This window comes from Streptomyces sp. CC228A (assembly GCF_021390935.1).
GTDB lineage: Bacteria > Actinomycetota > Actinomycetes > Streptomycetales > Streptomycetaceae > Streptomyces.
The window spans coordinates 20,136-37,233 of record NZ_JAJPUI010000018.1 but is presented as its reverse complement, the minus strand read 5'-3'; the positions used below and the strand labels follow the sequence as shown (position 1 = coordinate 37,233).

The window sequence follows — 17,098 nt, the reverse complement described above, 5'->3', positions numbered from 1 at the left end:
GTTCCGTAACTGGCAGGCGAGCACGTCCAGCGGGCGGGGCAGGGCGTCGATCTCGTAGTAGTCGCGCAGCCGCGCCTCGTCCCCGCGGTAGCGGCGGGCGAGCCGGCTGACTCGTGCGCCTCCGGCGGGTCCCCGGCGATGGCGCGGTTCCACGGCAGGCCGAACAGCTCGGTGTCGACGACTTCCTGGATCACCGCGGCCCTGCGGTAGGCGCCCTTGGACCACTCCGCCGCCCACAGCGCGTACACCAGGGCCCACAGCATGCCGAGCAGGCTGACGGCGGTGTTCACGGACGGCACCAGGAGGGCCAGCACCGCCCCGCCGGCCAGCACCGCGGACACGGTGAGATGCAGGGCCGCGAGGAGCTGCGCCTGCCGATGGGAGGCGGCCGCGGCACGCAGCAGCCGGATCGTCCCCGGTTCGTTCTGACGGCTCGGTATGTCGGACGTCGGCATCCCCACGCGGTCCCCCCTGCCCTGAGCGCCCGCCTCCCGCCCCGCCGACGGGAGACCTCCCTCCCTTTGTGTCCGCCCGCCCCCCGCCCTACTCCTGCGCCTGTCCCCGCGCGCCCCCGCTCCTGCCCCCGGCCGGGCGCTCCCGCGGCCGCGTCCAGGCGCCAACCGCACCCGGAGGCCATGAACGAGGGCTACTCCTGTGCCGTCTGCCGGGCGGTCGAGATCTGCCGCCACCGCTCCATGCCCTCCCGGAGGGACTCCCCATGACGTGGAGGAACTCGGCCGAGGTGCCGAAGCGGGCGCCGGCCGGGGTCGCGGCTCCCAGGATCTCGGCCCCGCGCCGCGCTGCGGCCGTCAGGACGTCGTTCATCTGCACCGCTGCCAGGGTGGAGCGGAGCCAGATCTCGTCGTCGAGGACATAGCGTTCGCGGCGCCCGCCGGGGTCCGCTCCGCCTGAGCAGCCCCTGCTGTTCGAGGAAGGCGACGGCGTGCGAGACGGACGCCGGACTGACGCGAAGGCGCTGGACCAGGTCGGCGGCGGTGAGGGTGCCGGAGTCGGTGACGTACAGGCAGACCAGCACCTTGGCCGCCATCCGGGGCAGCCCCTGCTGTTCGAGGAGGGTGGTGAAGGACTCCGCGAAGTCCCGGACCGCCTGAGGGTCGCGCCCGTGATCGCCGTCCGGGGCCGGCCATGCCGCGGGCTGTGCCCGCCTGGATCGGCGCGCGCGATGCCGTGTGGCCTCCTGGGCCCGTTCCGCCCGGTAGTCGTCGGGTCCGCCGTTGCGGGTGACCTCCCGCATGACGGTCGAGGCGGGACGTTCCAGACGCCGGGCGATCTCCGCGTATCCGAGTCCCTCGGCCAGCCCCGCGGCGATGCGCTGCCGGTCCTCACTGGTGAGCCTGCCTCCCGGCATCGGTACCCCTCTCCCCTCTGTCGGCATGCGCGCAGCGGCGTCCGCACGCGAGCGGCGCCGCCCGCCGACCCTGCCGCGCAGTATGCATCGACCCACACCTCATTGCAAAGCCCGCCATGGCCTCCCCTTCTCACTCCAGCGGCGCCTCATTGCAACGCCCGAACGCGAGTACCCCTATAGAAGCGGCAGTTCAGCGCTTCCTCCACCGTTTACACTTCTCTGAACGCAACGTAACTTCACACGTGTTCAGAAGTTCCCGAACGCCCACGGCCAAGGAGGCCCATGATGGGAAAGAGCAACAGCGGCTTCTCCGCAGCGGGACTGCGCAGGGTGCGCGACGTGCTGGAGCGGCATGTCGAGTCCGGGCGCATTCCGGGGGCCGTCGCCCTGTTCAGTCGGGGCGGCGAGACGCACGTCGAAACGCTCGGGACCATGCGCCATGACGGCGGCGAGCCGATGCGCAGGGACACGATCTTCCGGATGGCCTCGACGACCAAGCCCGTCGCTGTCGCCGCGGCGATGATCCTGCTCGACGAGTGCAGGCTGCGCTTGGACGACCTGGTGGAGACGTGGCTGCCGGAACTCGCCGACCGTCGGGTGCTGAAGCGGATCGACGGTCCGCTGGACGACACCGTGCCGGCGCGGCGGCCGATCACCGTACGGGACGTGCTGACCTCCACCTTCGGACTCGGCATGGACAGGACGGCGTTGGGCACGCCCCTCATGAACGCGCTCTTCGAGCAGGGGCTCACGCCCGACCTGCCGGAGCCGATGCCCGAGCCGGACGAGTGGATACGCCGCCTCGGCGCGCTGCCGCTGATGCACCAGCCCGGAGAGCGCTGGCAGTACCACATCAGCGACGACCTGCTCGGCGTGCTCGTGGCCAGGGTCACGGGCCAGCCGCTGGAGTCGTTCCTGCGCGAACGCCTCTTCGGCCCCCTGGGCATGAGGGACACCGGCTTCCACGTGCCCGTCGGCAAGATGGACCGGCTGCCGCCCCTCTACGCCCCCGACCCGCGCACCGGCGAGTTCCTCGTGTGGGACGAGGCCGAGGGGGGACGCCACAGCGCGCCTCCGGCGTTCCAGGGCGGCGGCTTCGGCCTCTCCTCCACCGCTGACGACTACCACGCCTACTTCCGGATGCTGCTGAACCAGGGGATGCACGGGACGGAACGCATCCTGTCCCGGCCCGCCGTCCAGCTGATGACCACCAACCGCCTCACGCCCGAGCAGCAGGCCGCCCGAACCGCCATGGCCCGCGACAGCGTCCACGTGTCCTTCGGCCAAGGGCAGCACGGCGGCTGGGGCTTCGGAATGGCGGTGCGCACCTACCGCGGCGACCCATCGGACAGTTCGGCTGGGACGGCGGAAGCGGCACCTCGGTCCACGCCGACCCGGAGAACCAGCTCACCGGAATCCTGCTCACCCAGGTCGGGATGTCCGTCCCCGACCCGGCGCGGCTGATCCACGACTTCTGGACCACGCTCTACCAGGCGGTAGACAACTGACACCGCTCCAACCCGGTCGACGGCAGGGGCACACCACCAGGTCCCTCACCCTGACCGCCAAGGAACTTGACTACACGCCGGTGCGGACGGATCCCGACCAGGCACGCACGAAAGCGAAGGAGGTCGCCGGCCGCCTGCTGGAGATGACCGCGATCAAGGGCAAGGTCACCGAGCCGGGCCCGAGTGTCTCGCGCTGCGGCGAGTACGGCGACGATCTGTTCTCCACGTCGCACCCCTGGTCGGTGTACGGCCTGACCGACGACCAGGTGGACACCGGCATGCAGAACCTGCGCAAGGCGCTCGGCGACAACGGCTGGAAGATCACCAAAGACGGCAAGGCCCACAGCGCGGGCCGGGACCCCGAGATCCACGCCGAGAACAGGACCGAGCAGTTCGCCTTCCACGTGACCGCTCACAAGGGCGGGGGCAACCAGACCATGCTCAACTTCAAGGTCGTCTCGGCGTGCTTCCGCGCGGAATCGGCTTCCGCCCTCGACGGCGAGTACTGACCCGCGCACCCGCACGCACGCCTTCTTCAGCCGGCAGCAGACCACCGGGACCGAAGCGACCGACACCCTTCACGCGGCCAGCGAGCTCGCCGCCCCTCCGGCAGGACCGCCCGACAGGGCCGGCCTGCCTCCACCCGCGCCTCCGAAGAACCGCGAGAACCGCATGACCGCCTGAGCCATCGCCACCGGAATCCGGGGCCACGCGCGTCCGCCGACGGCCCCGGAACACTCCACGCACCCGAGCCGCCCCGAGACCCCGGGCCGACGGCCGCCCGGTACCCGCCGCCGCCGACCTCGTGCGGACGCACCTCGCACAAACCCCGAGAACGCGACATCCCGCCCGATCAATCAGATCGGACGGGATCTCGCGAACTCTTCCTGAACGGACTCAAAAACAGTCGTCTGTCGGGTGTTCACGAGCGCTCGCCACCTGTGATGCCGTGCCGCTCTGAAGATCCTTCCCCGTGCGCCGAGTGACCGTTCCCCGGCAGCAGGCGTCAGCGTGCCGTTCGCCCCGTCGTGTTGTCTCGCCACTCCCGGCCGATCGATCGCATCAAGGCCGGGTACACCCCCAGGTACCGGAAAGGCTTGATGGCGAGCATGTACAGGGAGCCGAGGCGGCCGTTGGGCTTCACCAGGACGGCCATCTGGCCGCGATAGCCGCCTTCCCCGTCCGAGACCCAGCCGATGTGCATGACCCCATGCATGGTCTTGTTGGCGTACTCGGCGGCCCACTCGTCATGCGTCTGGAAGACCGACGTGAAGGGCGCCGCGCTGAGATCGGGGCCCCGCGGGCCCTCGCGCAGATCGTCCGGCAGCCGGTCACGCAGCGTCGCCACCCGGCCGCCGACGCCCGAGTCCGGCTTGTCCCAGCCGAGCAGCGCGCCGAGCTTCCAGCGCACCGCGAAAAGGAAGCGGCCCACGGGGTTGCCGCCGTCCGGACCGCCCTTGCCGTCCGCGATCTGCTGGACCAGGTGGTGCAGGTCGTCCGGGCCGCCCGGCGTCGGCAGCGCCCACACATCCTCAAGCCGGAAGTCGCCGGCTATCTCGTGGATCCGCCAGGGACGCGACGTGTGGTCGGTTGGGGGAAGGCGCAGTTCGCTCATGGGCTGACCCCGTCTATACGGCGACGTATAGATCGAGCATAGACCCGCCTATACGGCTCCGTATACTTGGCGGGGCAATGTGAGGGGAGACACGGTATGGGCGCGATCCGTACGCCGCGGGACAAGTGGATCGAGGAGGGGCTGCGGGCACTGGCCGTCGGCGGCCCGGAGGCCGTCCGGGTCGAGGCCCTTGCCCAGGCGCTCGGCGTCAGCAAAGGCGGCTTCTACGGCTACTTCCGCAACCGCGCCGCCCTCCTGGAGGAGATGCTCGAAACCTGGGAGCGCGGGGTCACCGAGGATGTCATCGAACGGATCGAGCACGACGGAGGCGACGCCCGCGAGCGGCTCGGGCGTCTCTTCGACTTCGTGGGGTCCGGCGAGGCTCCCGTGACCAGCGCCGGGGTCGAGCTCGCGATCCGCGACTGGGCCCGGCGCGACGAAGGCGCCGCACGTTGCCTCCGCCGTGCCGACAACCGGCGCATGGACTACCTGCGCGAGCTCTACGGGGCCTTCTGTCCTGATGAGGACGATGTCGAGGCCCGCTGCCTGATCACCTTCTCACTGCGCATCGGCGACCCCCTCATCGCAGCCGACGACGGCCCGCGCAGCCGCACGGAAGTCCTCGCCGCGGTCAGGAAGCGGTTGCTGGGCTGAGCGGAACAAGCCCAGACCCCAACCAGCCCTGCTTTTACCGCAACTTCAGCGGCGGGTGGTGTCGGGCCGTCCGCCGTCCACGGGAGGCCTACCGGCCCGAGCGGGCGAAGATCGAGGGCCTCAACGGCAGGACCGAGAGCCACGGCATCGACATCTCCGACCCCACCAAGCGACTGGCCCGGGGACGGGGCGCGCACACCGTCCTGCTCGCGCTGATGATCTGCAGTATCACTGACAGCAGACCACCGGAGCCCGAGCCACCTCCCGTACCGGCCCGTTCGGACAACACCTCGCACAGACCCCGGAAACGCGAGATCCCGCCCGATCAATCAGATCGGACGGGATCTCGTGAACTCTTCCTGAGCGAACTCAAGAACCGTCGTCTGTGGGGTGTTCACGAGTACGCCCGACCAGGCGGGACAGAGGCGGTTGAAGCTCGCTTGCCCATTAGCCGAAGACCGCTTCCCACTGACGGGGGCGGCCGCTCGATATGGAGTGGAGGCGGGGCGGCCACGCAAGGCAGAGTGGGACGGTGAGTGAACTGTGGGCACATACCCTGACGTGGGCGGATGTGGATCCGGCTCAGCATCCGTTCGAGATGGACGACGATGCGGCGGAGAAGTTGGCGAGCCTTGTCGCGCCCTTGCTGCCCAACGCTGAGGTGGCTCGCGAGGATCGCTGGCGTTCGCTGGATCCCGTCACCGAGTTCCTGGCGGGCCGGTACGGCCGATGGGCCTGCGGATGGAACTGGTCCGTCGGCGAGGGTGACGTCGACGGAGGCGTGGTCGAGGTGTGGTGCTGTTCATCCGACTCCCTGACAACCCCGGATGCGACTGCCCCGCTGGTTGTCGAGGCTCTTCAGGAATGGCGTGGTTGGCTGGAGGACTTGGCGGAGCGGTTCGCGGCCCTGGCCCCACCGGATGGCACGCCGGTGTCTTCGGCGGACCTCTGGCACTGGGAGCGGGCGTGCACGCGCCTGGTCACCGTGGTGGCCGACCGCACCCAGGCCGAGAGCGGGTGGTACGGGCACTGCATGCAAGTCCTCCGATGGTTCCTCGCCTACAACGGCATCGACGAGGGCCAGGCCCAGGAGATCGTCGAGAACGCGGTCGGCGGCCGGTTCGGCAGTTGGATCGCACCTGACGTTCCGGTGGTCGACGCAGTGAGTTCGCGGTTCGCCAGAGGCGTGGGTGGCATCCGATGACCTCCCGGCCCGGCCGGCCGAAGGACAGCCTTGCCGACTGGCTGCTCCTCCGGCCGGAGATCTCCTGGCCATCCTGGCGCGGCGCATCCCCTGTCTCTGGAGCACCAGCCAGCGGCGGCTTCCGAAACTTCTTCATGGCAACGCGAGGCGAACGTGACAGCGAAGGAACGGCGCAGGTCCTGACCGCCCTCGACATGGCCTTCACCGACGCTGAGCAAGGCAGGCCGCTGACCTTCGCCCTCATGGCGAAGTGGCAGCGGGCTGTGCTGGGCCACGACCGGGTCGGCTTCCGCACGATGCCGGCCTTCGCGAAGGGCGGACGGGAGCGCTACGGTCTTGCACCCGACACGCAGGCGCTGTTCGAGCACTGTCTGTCCGAGAGCCTTCAACCGGATCTGCCCCTCCCGTCACGTGCTGCCCGGACCTACCTCGACAGCCTCTTCTTCCATCCGTTCGAGGACGGCAACGCCCGCGCGGCCATGCTGGCGCTGGCCTTCGTCCTGGCCCGCGAAGGCGTCCTCCTCGACCAGATTCACCCGCTGCAGACCACCCGCTGGGCCGACGACGCCGAAGGCGCGACCGATCTGGCGGTGCTGCTCGGAATCCTGATCACTGCTGCGGAGCGGCGTCCGTCCCGCGGAAGGCAGTCGTAAACGAACGCGACGTCCTGCTCAACGAGCTCGCACAGGGGCTGCGCCCGATGTCAGAGGGCGTCGAACGGTTCCACGGCCTCGGCCAGGGAGAGCAGCCCGAGGTGCTGCCGCTTCTGCGCCATCACTGCATCAAGGCGCGCGCAGTCACCGAGGACGCACCCGAGAGCATCCGCCGCGCCGGGCTGCGACCGACGCATACGCCCGCAGTGCTGATCTCACGAGGCCGGATCGACGAGCAGCTGGGAAAAATCGCCGGTCTCACGCCTCTGGACGAACGCCGCAAGGCGTTCCGGCTGCTGCTCGCGGTGCTCACGATCGCCGACGCGCGACGGCGCGAGCGCTTCTGCTGCGGCGGCTGCAGTCACTGGCGGCACAGGCTGTCCGTCGCCTGACACCCCAGCACCACACTCTGAAGGCCAGTTCCCCGTCGACGGGTCCCGCGATGATGGCGGGGAACCTGCGCGCCCAGTCCCCGGCCCCACGACGCGACTCGCTCACGGACGGGCCGCGCAGACCATCCTGCTCGCGCTGATGATCTGCAGCACCAACCTGCACGTCCTCTTCAGCCGGCACCAGACCACCGGAGCCCGAGCACCCACGACCGCTCATGAAGTCGCCCCCATTCCCGGGCCTGCCGCACGGCCACCCGACGCGGCCGGCCTGCCCCCCCCAAGGGGCCCGGAGATCGGCACGCCCACCTGCGACCTCAGCACGACAAGCGGGGATCACGCATGCCCGTCGGCTGCCCAGAACGCCCCAGGCACCCGGACCACCCCGAAACTTCAGGCCGACGACCACCAGGCAACAGGCCCTGCACCGAACCCGCTCGGACAACACCTCGCACAGGCCCCGGAAACGCCGAAATCCCGCCCGATCAATCAGATCGGACGGGACCCTAAATGAACTCTTCCTGAGCGAACTCAAGAACAGTCGTGTCTGTGGACCTGAGGGATTCGAACCCCTGACCCCCTCGATGCGAACGAGGTGCGCTACCGGACTGCGCCACAGGCCCTTGCGACGTGTGAAACCTTAGCACCCCGATCAGGCGTGCCCGGAAATCCGTTGGGCGGGCGGGCGCGGAGAGGTGGATCCCGCTCCCGGTCACTCGTTGGCGGCGCGGGGGCGGTCGTCGTCGGCGTACTGGTCGGGCACCCGGGCCGGGGTGAAGCCGGCGCGGGCGCACGCGGCGTGGAAGCAGTCGCCGAAGCAGCTGTCGCCGGGGACGTCGGTCCAGGCGGTGTCGGCGAGGTCGGCGAGGCGGACCTGGCGCCGGTCGGCGAGGGGGTGGCCCGTGGCCAGCATGACGAAGACGGGGTCGGTGGCGATCTCCCGCCAGGTGAGGCGTTCGCTCTCGGGCGGGGCGCTTCCGCCGCAGGTGCCGACGAGGGCGTAGTCGAGGCGGCCTTCGACGACGCCGCACGCGATCTCCCGCTCCGACCAGGAGGTGTGGGTGGTGACGGGTGCGCCGGGGTGGGCGGTGGCGAGCCGGTCGACGAGGGCGCCGAGGAGGGGGCCGTGGGTGGCGCCGAGCCGGAAGCGCGGGGTGTCGGGCCCGGGTCCCGCCCCCGTGGCGAACCGTACGGCGTCGCGCTGGAGCTCCGTCACGGCGGGCAGCACCACCCTGGCGCGCTCCAGGACGAGCTCCCCGAGGGGTGTGGCCCGCACTCCGTGCCGCCCCCGTTCGAACAGCGCCCCGCCCAGGACCCGCTCGATCCGCTTGAGCTGGGCACTGAGGGCGGGCTGGGCCAGTCCGAGGGAGGTGGCGGCCTTGGTGAGGCTGCCCGCGTCGGCGATCGCGCGCAGCGTCTTCAGGTGCCGCAGCTCCAGGTCCATAAGGCGAGCTTCCCGGGCCCGCGGAGCCAGGGCAAGACCCTGGTCCAGACCTTTCCCGTGGCGCTGGTGCGCGCGCGAGCGCCCCGGCCCGGCACCCGCGGGCACGAGGAGGCGGCGGCGGACCTTCGGCTCCCCGGGGTCCCCCGGCGGACGCGCCTCCGTGCGGGGCGCCACCAGCGGAGACGCGGCACGAGGCACGCAGCCCAGGGGGCCGGTCGTACCGCGGCCGATCACGAGATATCTTGATGTCGAGCAATGTTACAGACGTGGAGCGGAGCACCCGGTGACTGACTCGACCATCATCTACACGCACACTGACGAGGCCCCGGCGCTGGCCACCTACTCGTTCCTGCCGGTGGTCCAGGCGTACGCCTCGACGGCCGGGGTCCGCGTGGAGACCCGCGACATCTCTCTCGCGGGCCGCATCATCGCCGTCTTCCCGGAGTACCTGGAGGAGGGCCAGCGCATCGATGACGCCCTCACCGAGCTGGGCGAGCTGGCGAAGACGCCGGGCGCGAACATCATCAAGCTGCCGAACATCTCGGCGTCGATCCCGCAGCTCAAGGCCGCCGTCGCCGAACTCCAGGAGCAGGGCTACGCGCTCCCGGACTACCCGGACGACCCGAAGACCGACGAGGAGCGCGAGATCCGCGCCCGCTACGACAAGGTCAAGGGCAGCGCCGTCAACCCGGTCCTGCGCGAGGGCAACTCGGACCGCCGGGCCCCCGCGTCGGTGAAGAACTACGCGAAGACGCACCCGCACCGCATGGGCGCCTGGACCCCCGAGTCCAAGACGAACGTGGCGACCATGGGCCGCAACGACTTCCGCTCCACCGAGAAGTCGACGGTCATCGCCGAGGACGGCACCCTGCGCATCGAGCACGTCGCCGCCGACGGCACCACCACCGTGCTGCGCGAGTCGGTACCGGTGCTCGCCGGCGAGGTCGTCGACGCGTCGGTGATGCGCGCCGCCGCGCTCAAGGAGTTCCTCACGGAGCAGGTCGCGCGCGCGAAGGCGGAGGGCGTGCTGTTCTCCGTGCACCTGAAGGCCACGATGATGAAGGTCTCCGACCCGATCGTCTTCGGCCACGTCGTCCGCGCCTTCTTCCCGAAGACCTTCGCCGCGTACGGCGATGTCCTCGCGGGCGCCGGCCTGAGCCCGAACGACGGCCTCGGCGGCATCCTCAAGGGCCTGGGGGCGCTCCCCCAGGGCGACGAGATCAAGGCGTCCTTCGACGCCGAGCTGGCCGAGGGCCCGGCCCTCGCCATGGTCGACTCGGACCGCGGCATCACGAACCTGCACGTGCCGAGCGATGTCATCGTCGACGCCTCCATGCCGGCGATGATCCGCACCTCCGGCCACATGTGGGGCCCGGACGGCCAGGAGGCCGACACCCTCGCCGTGCTGCCGGACAGCAGCTACGCCGGCGTGTACCAGGCCGTCATCGAGGACTGCCGCGCGAACGGCGCCCTCGACCCGTCGACGATGGGCTCCGTGCCGAACGTCGGCCTGATGGCGCAGAAGGCGGAGGAGTACGGCTCCCACGACAAGACCTTCGAGATCGCGGCGGCGGGCACCGTCCGCCTGGTCGACCAGGCGGGCGACGTCGTCCTGGAGCAGCAGGTCGAGCTCGGCGACATCTTCCGCGCCTGCCAGACCAAGGACGCCCCGATCAAGGACTGGGTGAAGCTCGCGGTCACCCGCGCCCGCGCCACCGGTGACCCGGCGGTGTTCTGGCTGGACGAGACGCGCGCCCACGACGCGCGACTGATCGAGAAGGTCAAGGCGTACCTGCAGGAGCACGACACCGAGGGCCTGGACATCCGGATCCTGGCGCCGGTCGAGGCCACCAAGCTGTCGCTGGAGCGCATCCGCCGCGGCGAGAACACCATCTCCGTCACCGGCAACGTGCTCCGCGACTACCTGACGGACCTCTTCCCGATCCTGGAGCTGGGCACCAGCGCCAAGATGCTGTCGGTGGTCCCGCTGATGGCGGGCGGCGGCCTGTTCGAGACCGGCGCCGGCGGTTCCGCCCCGAAGCACGTCCAGCAGCTGGTCAAGGAGAACTACCTGCGCTGGGACTCGCTGGGCGAGTTCTTCGCGCTGGTGCCGTCCCTGGAGCACTACGCGAAGACCACGGGCAACGCCCGCGCCCAGGTCCTGGCCGACGCCCTGGACCGCGCGACCGCGACGTTCCTGAACGAGGACAAGTCGCCGACCCGCCGTCTGGGCGGCATCGACAACCGCGGCAGCCACTTCTACCTGGCCCTGTACTGGGCGCAGGAGCTGGCCCGGCAGACGGAGGACGCGCAGCTCGCGGAGGCGTTCGCGCCGCTGGCGAAGACGCTGACCGAGCAGGAGCAGACGATCGTCGACGAGCTGGTCTCCGTCCAGGGGCAGCCCGCCGACATCGGCGGCTACTACCAGCCGGACCCGGAGAAGGCCGCGGCGGTCATGCGCCCGTCGCAGACCTTCAACCAGGCGCTGGCGAGCCTGAGCTGAGCTGATCCGCCCGCAACCCGCGGAGGCCGTGCCGGAACCTTCCGGCACGGCCTCCGCCGTGTGCGGGACACGCCGCCTTCGGCCTGCCCGGCCCCCGGAGGGGGACCGCACGGGCCGCACTCCCCTGCCGCGGGGAGCCGGGGGCCGCACTCCCCTGCCGGGGGGATGCCGGCCGGAGGCACCTCGCCGCCGGGCACGCCGACCCGGCAGCCGGCGCAGCCGCCACCACGCCGGTGCCGGCGCGACCGCCGCCGGCCTGCACCGGACGGGAGCCGCTTCCCCTGCGCGGCCGCCACCGTGGACGGCCTCCACCACGCAGGCCCCTGCCGCCGCCGTGGACCGGCTTCCACCCGTACAGGCCCCTGCCGCCGCCGTGGACCGGCTGCCACCCGCGGTACGCGGGCGCGCCGCACCGCGCGGCCGCCACCTCCCCGGGAGGCCACCGCCCGCTCGGCCGCCGCAGTACACGGCCTCCGCCGTCGCCGTGGCGGGCCGGTGGGCGGGCAGGCCCCCGCCGCCTCAGGTGACATAAAGTACGAAATAGGTACATACGAGGAGACGGCGATGGCACGCGCAGTGGGAATCGACCTCGGAACGACCAACTCGGTGGTGAGCGTCCTGGAGGGCGGCGAGCCGACCGTCATCACCAACACGGAGGGCGCGCGGACCACCCCGTCCGTGGTCGGCTTCGCCAAGAACGGCGACGTGCTGGTGGGCGAGGTCGCCAAACGCCAGGCCGTCACGAACGTCGACCGCACGGTGCGGTCGGTGAAGCGGCACATGGGCGACGCCTCCTGGCACTTCCCGGAGACCGGCGACATCGACGGCAGGCGGTACACCGCGCAGGAGATCTCGGCCCGCGTCCTGCAGAAGCTGAAACGGGACGCGGAGGCGTACCTGGGCGAGGACGTGCGGGACGCCGTGATCACCGTTCCGGCGTACTTCAACGACGCCCAGCGCACGGCCACGAAGGAGGCCGGTGAGATCGCCGGCCTGAACGTGCTGCGGATCGTCAACGAGCCGACCGCCGCGGCCCTGGCGTACGGCCTGGACAAGGGCGACGAGCAGACGATCCTGGTCTTCGACCTCGGTGGCGGCACCTTCGACGTGTCGCTCCTCGACATCGGCGAGGGCGTCGTGGAGGTGAAGGCCACCAACGGCGACACCCACCTCGGCGGAGACGACTGGGACCAGCGGCTCGTCGACCATCTGGCGCAGCGGTTCAAGGCGGCGTACGGCGTGGACCTCTCCAAGGACCGGATGGCGACGCAGCGGCTGCGGGAGGCGGCCGAGAAGGCCAAGATCGAGCTGTCGGCGGCGACGGAGACCTCCGTGAACCTGCCGTACCTGAGCGCGTCGGCGGAGGGGCCGCTGCACCTGGACGAGAAGCTCACCCGTGCACAGTTCGAGCAGCTCACCGCGGACCTGCTGGAGCGCTGCAAGGCGCCGTTCCACAACGCCGTGAAGGACGCCGGCATCAAGGTGTCCGACATCCACCACGTGATCCTGGTGGGCGGCTCGACACGGATGCCGGCCGTCACGGAGCTGGTGCGGGAGCTGACCGGCAAGGACCCGCACAAGGGCGTGAACCCGGACGAGGTCGTCGCCATCGGCGCCTCGCTCCAGGCCGGTGTCCTCAAGGGCGAGGTCAAGGACGTCCTGCTCCTCGACGTCACCCCGCTGTCCCTCGGCATCGAGACCAAGGGCGGCATCATGACCAAGCTCATCGAGCGCAACACGACCATCCCGACCAAGCGGTCGGAGATCTTCACGACGGCCGAGGACAACCAGCCGTCCGTGCAGATCCAGGTCTTCCAAGGCGAGCGGGACATCGCGGCGTACAACAAGAAGCTCGGCATGTTCGAGCTGACCGGCCTCCCGCCGGCCCCGCGCGGCGTCCCGCAGATCGAGGTCTCCTTCGACATCGACGCCAACGGCATCATGCACGTCACCGCCAAGGACCTCGGCACCGGCAAGGAGCAGAAGATGACCGTCACCGGCGGCTCCTCGCTGCCCAAGGACGACATCGACCGCATGGTCCGCGAGGCGGAGCGGCACGCCGAGGAGGACCGGCGCAGGCGCGAGGACGCGGAGACCCGCAACCGGGCCGAGCAGCTCGTCTACCAGACGGAGAAGTTCCTCAAGGACAACGAGGACAAGGTGCCGGGTGAAACCGGGGCCGAGGTGCAGTCGGCGGTGGACGAGTTGAAGGAGGCGCTGAAGGGCGAGGAGGGCACGGCGATCCGGACGGCGACGGAGAAGGTCGCCGCCGTCTCCCAGAAGCTGGGCCAGGCGATGTACGCCCAGGCGCAGGGCCCGGACGCGGGAGCGGGCCCCGGCGCGGGCCCGGGCCCCGGCGGCGCTCAGGCGCCGGACGAGGACGAGGTGGTCGACGCGGAGATCGTCGACGACGAGCGGCGGCAGGAAGGCTGATGCGTCCCGCCGCCTCCGGCGGTGCCGCGACCCGCAGCCCCGCGCCCCTTGAGCCACCCGGTACCCGGCCCCCGTCTCCCCCGCCGGCCGCCTCCTGCCCCCGCGGGCCGGCCGCGGACCGGTGCCGCCCTCCGTCCCGCACCGCGCCCCTCCGGGGCCGCCGCCGGACGGCCGTACGCCGCCCCCGCCCGCCCCGCGCGACCGTACGGCTCACGCGGGGCACTCCGAACGGCTCGCACCGGCCGACATCCCCGGGCCGCACGGCGGGCGCCGGTCCTGTGCCGGCCGCCGCGCAGCCCCGGTCCGCGGCGGGCCCGCACCGGCCGGGTCGCCGGAGCCCGGTCACCGGCACGGTGACCGCAGGCCGTGCCGGGCGGGAACGGCGGACGCGGGGCCGGCGGGGAGCCGCGGACGAGCGCCCGCCCCCGAGGCGGCGGGCGGCCGCGCCCGCACGACCGCCGCCCGACCCTCCGGCGGCCCCGGCCGGACGGCCGTCACCGGCCCTGCGGGGGTGCGCGGATGAGCGCCGCCCCGTCGGGGGACCCGCTGTCCGAAGGCGCGTACGGGCCGTCCGCACCGGGCGGGCTGCTGGACGTGCTCAAGGTGGCGGCGGTGGTCCTCGACGACCGCGGCCGGATCGTGCTGTGGAGCCCGCAGGCGGAGGAGCTGTTCGGCTACACGCCGGAAGAGGCGCTCGGCGGGTACGCGGCGCGGGTGCTGGTGCACGAGGAGCACCGGGACGAGGTCGTGGAGCTGTTCGCCCACGTCATGCGGGAGGGGCTGAGCTGGGCCGGGGTCTTCCCCGTACGGCACAAGGACGGCTCCACGCGGCTGCTGGAGTTCCGCAACATGCGGCTGCGCGGCCAGAGCGGCAATCTGTACGCCCTGGGCCTGGCCGCCGAGCAGTCCACGCTGCGGGGGCTGGAGCGGGACGTGGCGCTGTCGACGCGGCTGGTCGCGCAGTCGCCGATCGGGGTCGCCGTGCTGGACCCCGCGCTGCGGTTCCTGAGCGTCAACCCGGCGCTGGCCCGGCTGAGCGGCATGCCGGCCGACGCGCAGACGGGGCGCCCGCTGCGGGAGGCCCTGTGGTTCCTCGACGTGGAGCTGGTCGAGTCCGCGGCCCGCAAGGTGCTGAGGTCGGGCGCTCCGCTGGTGGACCAGAACATCGTCGGCCGCACGGCCGCCGACCCGGACGAGGACCACGCCTGGTCGGTGTCGTACCACCGGCTGGAAGCGGGGGACGGCCGGGTCCTCGGGCTGGCCCTGTCCGTCGTGGACGTCACCGACCGGCACCGGGTGGCGATCCGGGCCACGCACGCGCGCCGGCGGCTCGCCATGATCGCCGACGCGTCGGTACGGGTCGGCACGACGCTGGACGTGGCCCGCACCGCCCACGAGCTGGCCGACCTCGTGGTGCCGGAACTGGCCGACGAGGCCGCGGTGGACCTGCTGGACGCGGTCCTGAGCCCCGACGGCTCCCCCGGGGCGCGCCCCGGCGGCCCGCCGTTGCTGCGCTGCCTCGCGGAGGTCCTCGCCCCCGGCACGCCCGGCGCCCCGACGGGCGGCGCGCCGGGCCGCATCGCAGGAGGAACGAGCCCGGCCGGCACCCTCGCGGGCGGCGGGAACGGCGGCCCGGAAGGCACCGGCACCGCGAGCGCCACGGACGACGCAGGCGGCGGCATCGGCGGAATCGGCTCCGGGGCGTACGAGCCCGGGAAGGGCAGCCCGGTCGCGCGGTGCGTGGAAAGCGGCGAGCCCGTGCTGCTGGCCCGCGTCGGCCCTGCCGACCTGGCGGGCATCGCCCGCGACGCCCGTGAGGCCGAGCGGCTGGGGCGCGCCGGACTGCACTCGTACCTGGTCGTCCCGCTCGTGGCCCGCGGGGCGGTCCTCGGCGCCCTGCGCCTGCGGCGGACCCGCCGCAAGGTGCCGTTCGACCACGACGACCTCGTGCCGGCCAGGGAGCTCGCGGGCCGCGCCGCGGTGGCGGTGGACCACGCCCGCTGGTACCGGAAGGAGCACGACACCGCCCTCACCCTGCAGCGCTCCCTGCTCCCCCAGCGGCCACCGCCGCGCCCCGGGCTGGAGATCGCCTACCGCTACGAGCCGGCGGGCGCGGCCGACGAGGTCGGCGGCGACTGGTTCGACGTCATCCCGCTGTCCGGCCGCAGGACGGCCCTCGTGGTCGGCGACGTCATGGGCAGCGGAGTCGCCGCGGCGGCCACCATGGGGCAGCTGCGGACCACCACGCGGGCCCTCGCGGACCTGGACCTCGACCCCGCCGAGCTGCTGCGCCACGTGGACCGCAGTACGACCGGCCTGGAGCAGGCGACGGCGACCTGCGTGTACGCGGTGTACGACCCGGACCGGCAGGAGTGCAGGATCTCCAACGCGGGGCACCTGCCGCCGGTGCGGGTGCCGTCCGGCGGCGCACCCGAGCTGCTGGACCTGCCGACCGGGGTCCCCCTGGGGGTGGGGGGCGTCCCCTTCCGCACCCGTACGGTGGCGCTGCGGCCCGGCGACCGGCTGGTCCTCTACACCGACGGCCTGGTGGAGGTACGGGACGCGCCCATCGACACCCGCCTGGAGCAGCTGCTCACCCTGCTGGCGGACAGCGGGAGCCGGAGCCTCGACCGGACGTGCGACGAGGTGCTGGGCGCCCTGCGGGACGCTCGGGGCCACGACGACGTGGCGCTGCTCATCGCCTGCGCCGCGGATGCGGGGTAGGTGTGGGCGCATGAGTCCCAAGAGCCCCGTCCAGCGGGGCGGCCCGGGGCGCGGCTGGTTCGAGCAGCTGGCGCAGGCCGCGTCCGACTTCACCAGTTCGCCGACGTTCTTCGTGGTCTGCCTGGGGTTCATCGGCTTCTTCGCCGGGGCGCACGCCGCGCACCTGGCCACCCACTGGCTCCTGCTGGCCGCCGGGTCCATGACCGCGGTGAACCTGCTGCTGCTGGCCCTGCTCAAGAACTCGGGGCTGCGGGCGGAGCACGCGCTCCAGCGGAAGCTGGACGCGATCGCGGCCGCGCTGCTCGAGCACTACGAGGAGATGGCCGCGCTCCAGGGCGGGGAACCTCCGAAGGGCCGCGCCTACAGGGAGCTGCGCCAGGCGATCCGGCTGGAGGAGGAGATCTGATCCGGGGACGCCCGCACGCCCGCACGCCCGCCGACCCGGGGCCCGCAGCGCGCACAGCATGGCCTGCGGCCCGCGCGTCTCGTTGGCCGACGCGCGTCTCCCCGCCGCCGACCCCCACCCCCTGACCTGCGACCCGTACCGCCCCACGAGCGCCCCGCACCGCCCCACGAGCGCCCCGCACCGCCCCACGAGCGCC

12 protein-coding genes, 1 tRNA gene and 2 pseudogenes are annotated in these 17,098 nt (G+C 72.1%); 10 read left to right on the top strand and 5 right to left on the bottom strand.

Going from position 1 to position 17,098, the window contains the following annotated elements; translation table 11 throughout:
* Positions 1-455: S-4TM family putative pore-forming effector (locus L6E17_RS29820; RefSeq protein ID WP_236243741.1), on the bottom strand; the 455-nt coding region annotated here is incomplete at its 3' end.
* Positions 456-646: 191 nt separating this feature from the next.
* Entirely contained in the window at positions 647-1,369 is a 723-nt protein-coding gene (locus tag L6E17_RS29815; RefSeq protein WP_236243740.1) for a helix-turn-helix domain-containing protein, read from the bottom strand.
* A gap of 285 nt (positions 1,370-1,654) precedes the next feature.
* Here L6E17_RS29815 and L6E17_RS29810 point away from each other — a divergent pair.
* Positions 1,655-2,877, top strand: a pseudogene (locus L6E17_RS29810) (serine hydrolase domain-containing protein).
* 80 nt (positions 2,878-2,957) lie between these two features.
* Positions 2,958-3,386 (top strand): hypothetical protein, encoded by a 429-nt coding sequence (locus L6E17_RS29805; RefSeq protein ID WP_236243739.1) that lies wholly within the window; start codon positions 2,958-2,960, stop codon positions 3,384-3,386.
* A 497-nt stretch (positions 3,387-3,883) separates the two neighbouring features.
* On the opposite strand, the gene L6E17_RS29800 is transcribed toward L6E17_RS29805, so the two are convergent.
* A complete protein-coding gene (locus L6E17_RS29800) occupies positions 3,884-4,492 on the bottom strand; it encodes a DUF2867 domain-containing protein (RefSeq protein WP_236242938.1) in 609 nt (202 codons plus the stop codon).
* Positions 4,493-4,588: 96 nt separating this feature from the next.
* On the opposite strand from L6E17_RS29800, the gene L6E17_RS29795 reads away from it, so the two are divergent.
* The 4 genes from L6E17_RS29795 to L6E17_RS29780 all read left to right on the top strand — a co-directional run bounded on the left by L6E17_RS29795 (position 4,589) and on the right by L6E17_RS29780 (position 7,395).
* The gene (locus tag L6E17_RS29795) at positions 4,589-5,146 is read left to right on the top strand and encodes a TetR/AcrR family transcriptional regulator (protein WP_236242939.1); all 558 of its coding nucleotides are present in this window, start codon (positions 4,589-4,591) and stop codon (positions 5,144-5,146) included.
* Between the two features lie 532 nt (positions 5,147-5,678).
* Positions 5,679-6,350 carry a hypothetical protein gene (locus tag L6E17_RS29790; RefSeq protein WP_236242940.1) on the top strand — a complete coding sequence of 224 codons (672 nt, stop codon included), beginning with the start codon at positions 5,679-5,681 and terminating at the stop codon, positions 6,348-6,350.
* Positions 6,347-7,003, top strand: a complete 657-nt coding sequence (locus L6E17_RS29785; protein ID WP_236242941.1) for a Fic family protein — start codon at positions 6,347-6,349, stop codon at positions 7,001-7,003. The genes L6E17_RS29790 and L6E17_RS29785 overlap by 4 nt, the downstream gene beginning before the upstream one ends.
* 14 nt (positions 7,004-7,017) lie before the next feature.
* Entirely contained in the window at positions 7,018-7,395 is a 378-nt protein-coding gene (locus L6E17_RS29780) for a DUF5958 family protein (protein WP_268985634.1), read from the top strand.
* Positions 7,396-7,942: 547 nt separating this feature from the next.
* On the opposite strand, the gene L6E17_RS29775 is transcribed toward L6E17_RS29780, so the two are convergent.
* Together L6E17_RS29775 and L6E17_RS29770 are read right to left on the bottom strand one after the other, a co-directional pair.
* Positions 7,943-8,015, bottom strand: a tRNA-Ala gene (locus L6E17_RS29775).
* A 137-nt stretch (positions 8,016-8,152) separates the two neighbouring features.
* A pseudogene (locus L6E17_RS29770) lies at positions 8,153-8,836 on the bottom strand (LysR family transcriptional regulator); the annotation flags it as partial.
* Positions 8,837-9,119: 283 nt separating this feature from the next.
* On the opposite strand from L6E17_RS29770, the gene L6E17_RS29765 reads away from it, so the two are divergent.
* The 4 genes from L6E17_RS29765 to L6E17_RS29750 all read left to right on the top strand — a co-directional run bounded on the left by L6E17_RS29765 (position 9,120) and on the right by L6E17_RS29750 (position 16,902).
* Positions 9,120-11,339, top strand: coding sequence for an NADP-dependent isocitrate dehydrogenase (locus tag L6E17_RS29765; RefSeq protein WP_236243738.1), 2,220 nt, complete (start codon positions 9,120-9,122; stop codon positions 11,337-11,339).
* Between the two features lie 564 nt (positions 11,340-11,903).
* Positions 11,904-13,772 carry a molecular chaperone DnaK gene (gene dnaK / locus L6E17_RS29760; RefSeq protein WP_236243737.1) on the top strand — a complete coding sequence of 623 codons (1,869 nt, stop codon included), beginning with the start codon at positions 11,904-11,906 and terminating at the stop codon, positions 13,770-13,772.
* A gap of 519 nt (positions 13,773-14,291) precedes the next feature.
* On the top strand, positions 14,292-16,496 hold the full coding sequence (locus L6E17_RS29755) for a SpoIIE family protein phosphatase (RefSeq protein WP_236243736.1): 2,205 nt from the start codon (positions 14,292-14,294) through the stop codon (positions 16,494-16,496).
* Between the two features lie 10 nt (positions 16,497-16,506).
* Entirely contained in the window at positions 16,507-16,902 is a 396-nt protein-coding gene (locus L6E17_RS29750; RefSeq protein ID WP_236243735.1) for a low affinity iron permease family protein, read from the top strand.
* The last annotated feature ends 196 nt before the right edge of the window (positions 16,903-17,098 follow it).

Bases quoted from the DNA above. Each gene is read 5' to 3' on its own strand.
- L6E17_RS29795 (WP_236242939.1), top strand. From the start codon at position 4,589: ATGGGCGCGATCCGTACGCCGCGGGACAAGTGGATCGAGGAGGGGCTG.
- L6E17_RS29815 (WP_236243740.1), bottom strand. From the start codon at position 1,369: ATGCCGGGAGGCAGGCTCACCAGTGAGGACCGGCAGCGCATCGCCGCG.
- L6E17_RS29750 (WP_236243735.1), top strand. From the start codon at position 16,507: ATGAGTCCCAAGAGCCCCGTCCAGCGGGGCGGCCCGGGGCGCGGCTGG.
- L6E17_RS29800 (WP_236242938.1), bottom strand. From the start codon at position 4,492: ATGAGCGAACTGCGCCTTCCCCCAACCGACCACACGTCGCGTCCCTGG.
- L6E17_RS29755 (WP_236243736.1), top strand. From the start codon at position 14,292: ATGAGCGCCGCCCCGTCGGGGGACCCGCTGTCCGAAGGCGCGTACGGG.
- L6E17_RS29785 (WP_236242941.1), top strand. From the start codon at position 6,347: ATGACCTCCCGGCCCGGCCGGCCGAAGGACAGCCTTGCCGACTGGCTG.
- dnaK (WP_236243737.1), top strand. From the start codon at position 11,904: ATGGCACGCGCAGTGGGAATCGACCTCGGAACGACCAACTCGGTGGTG.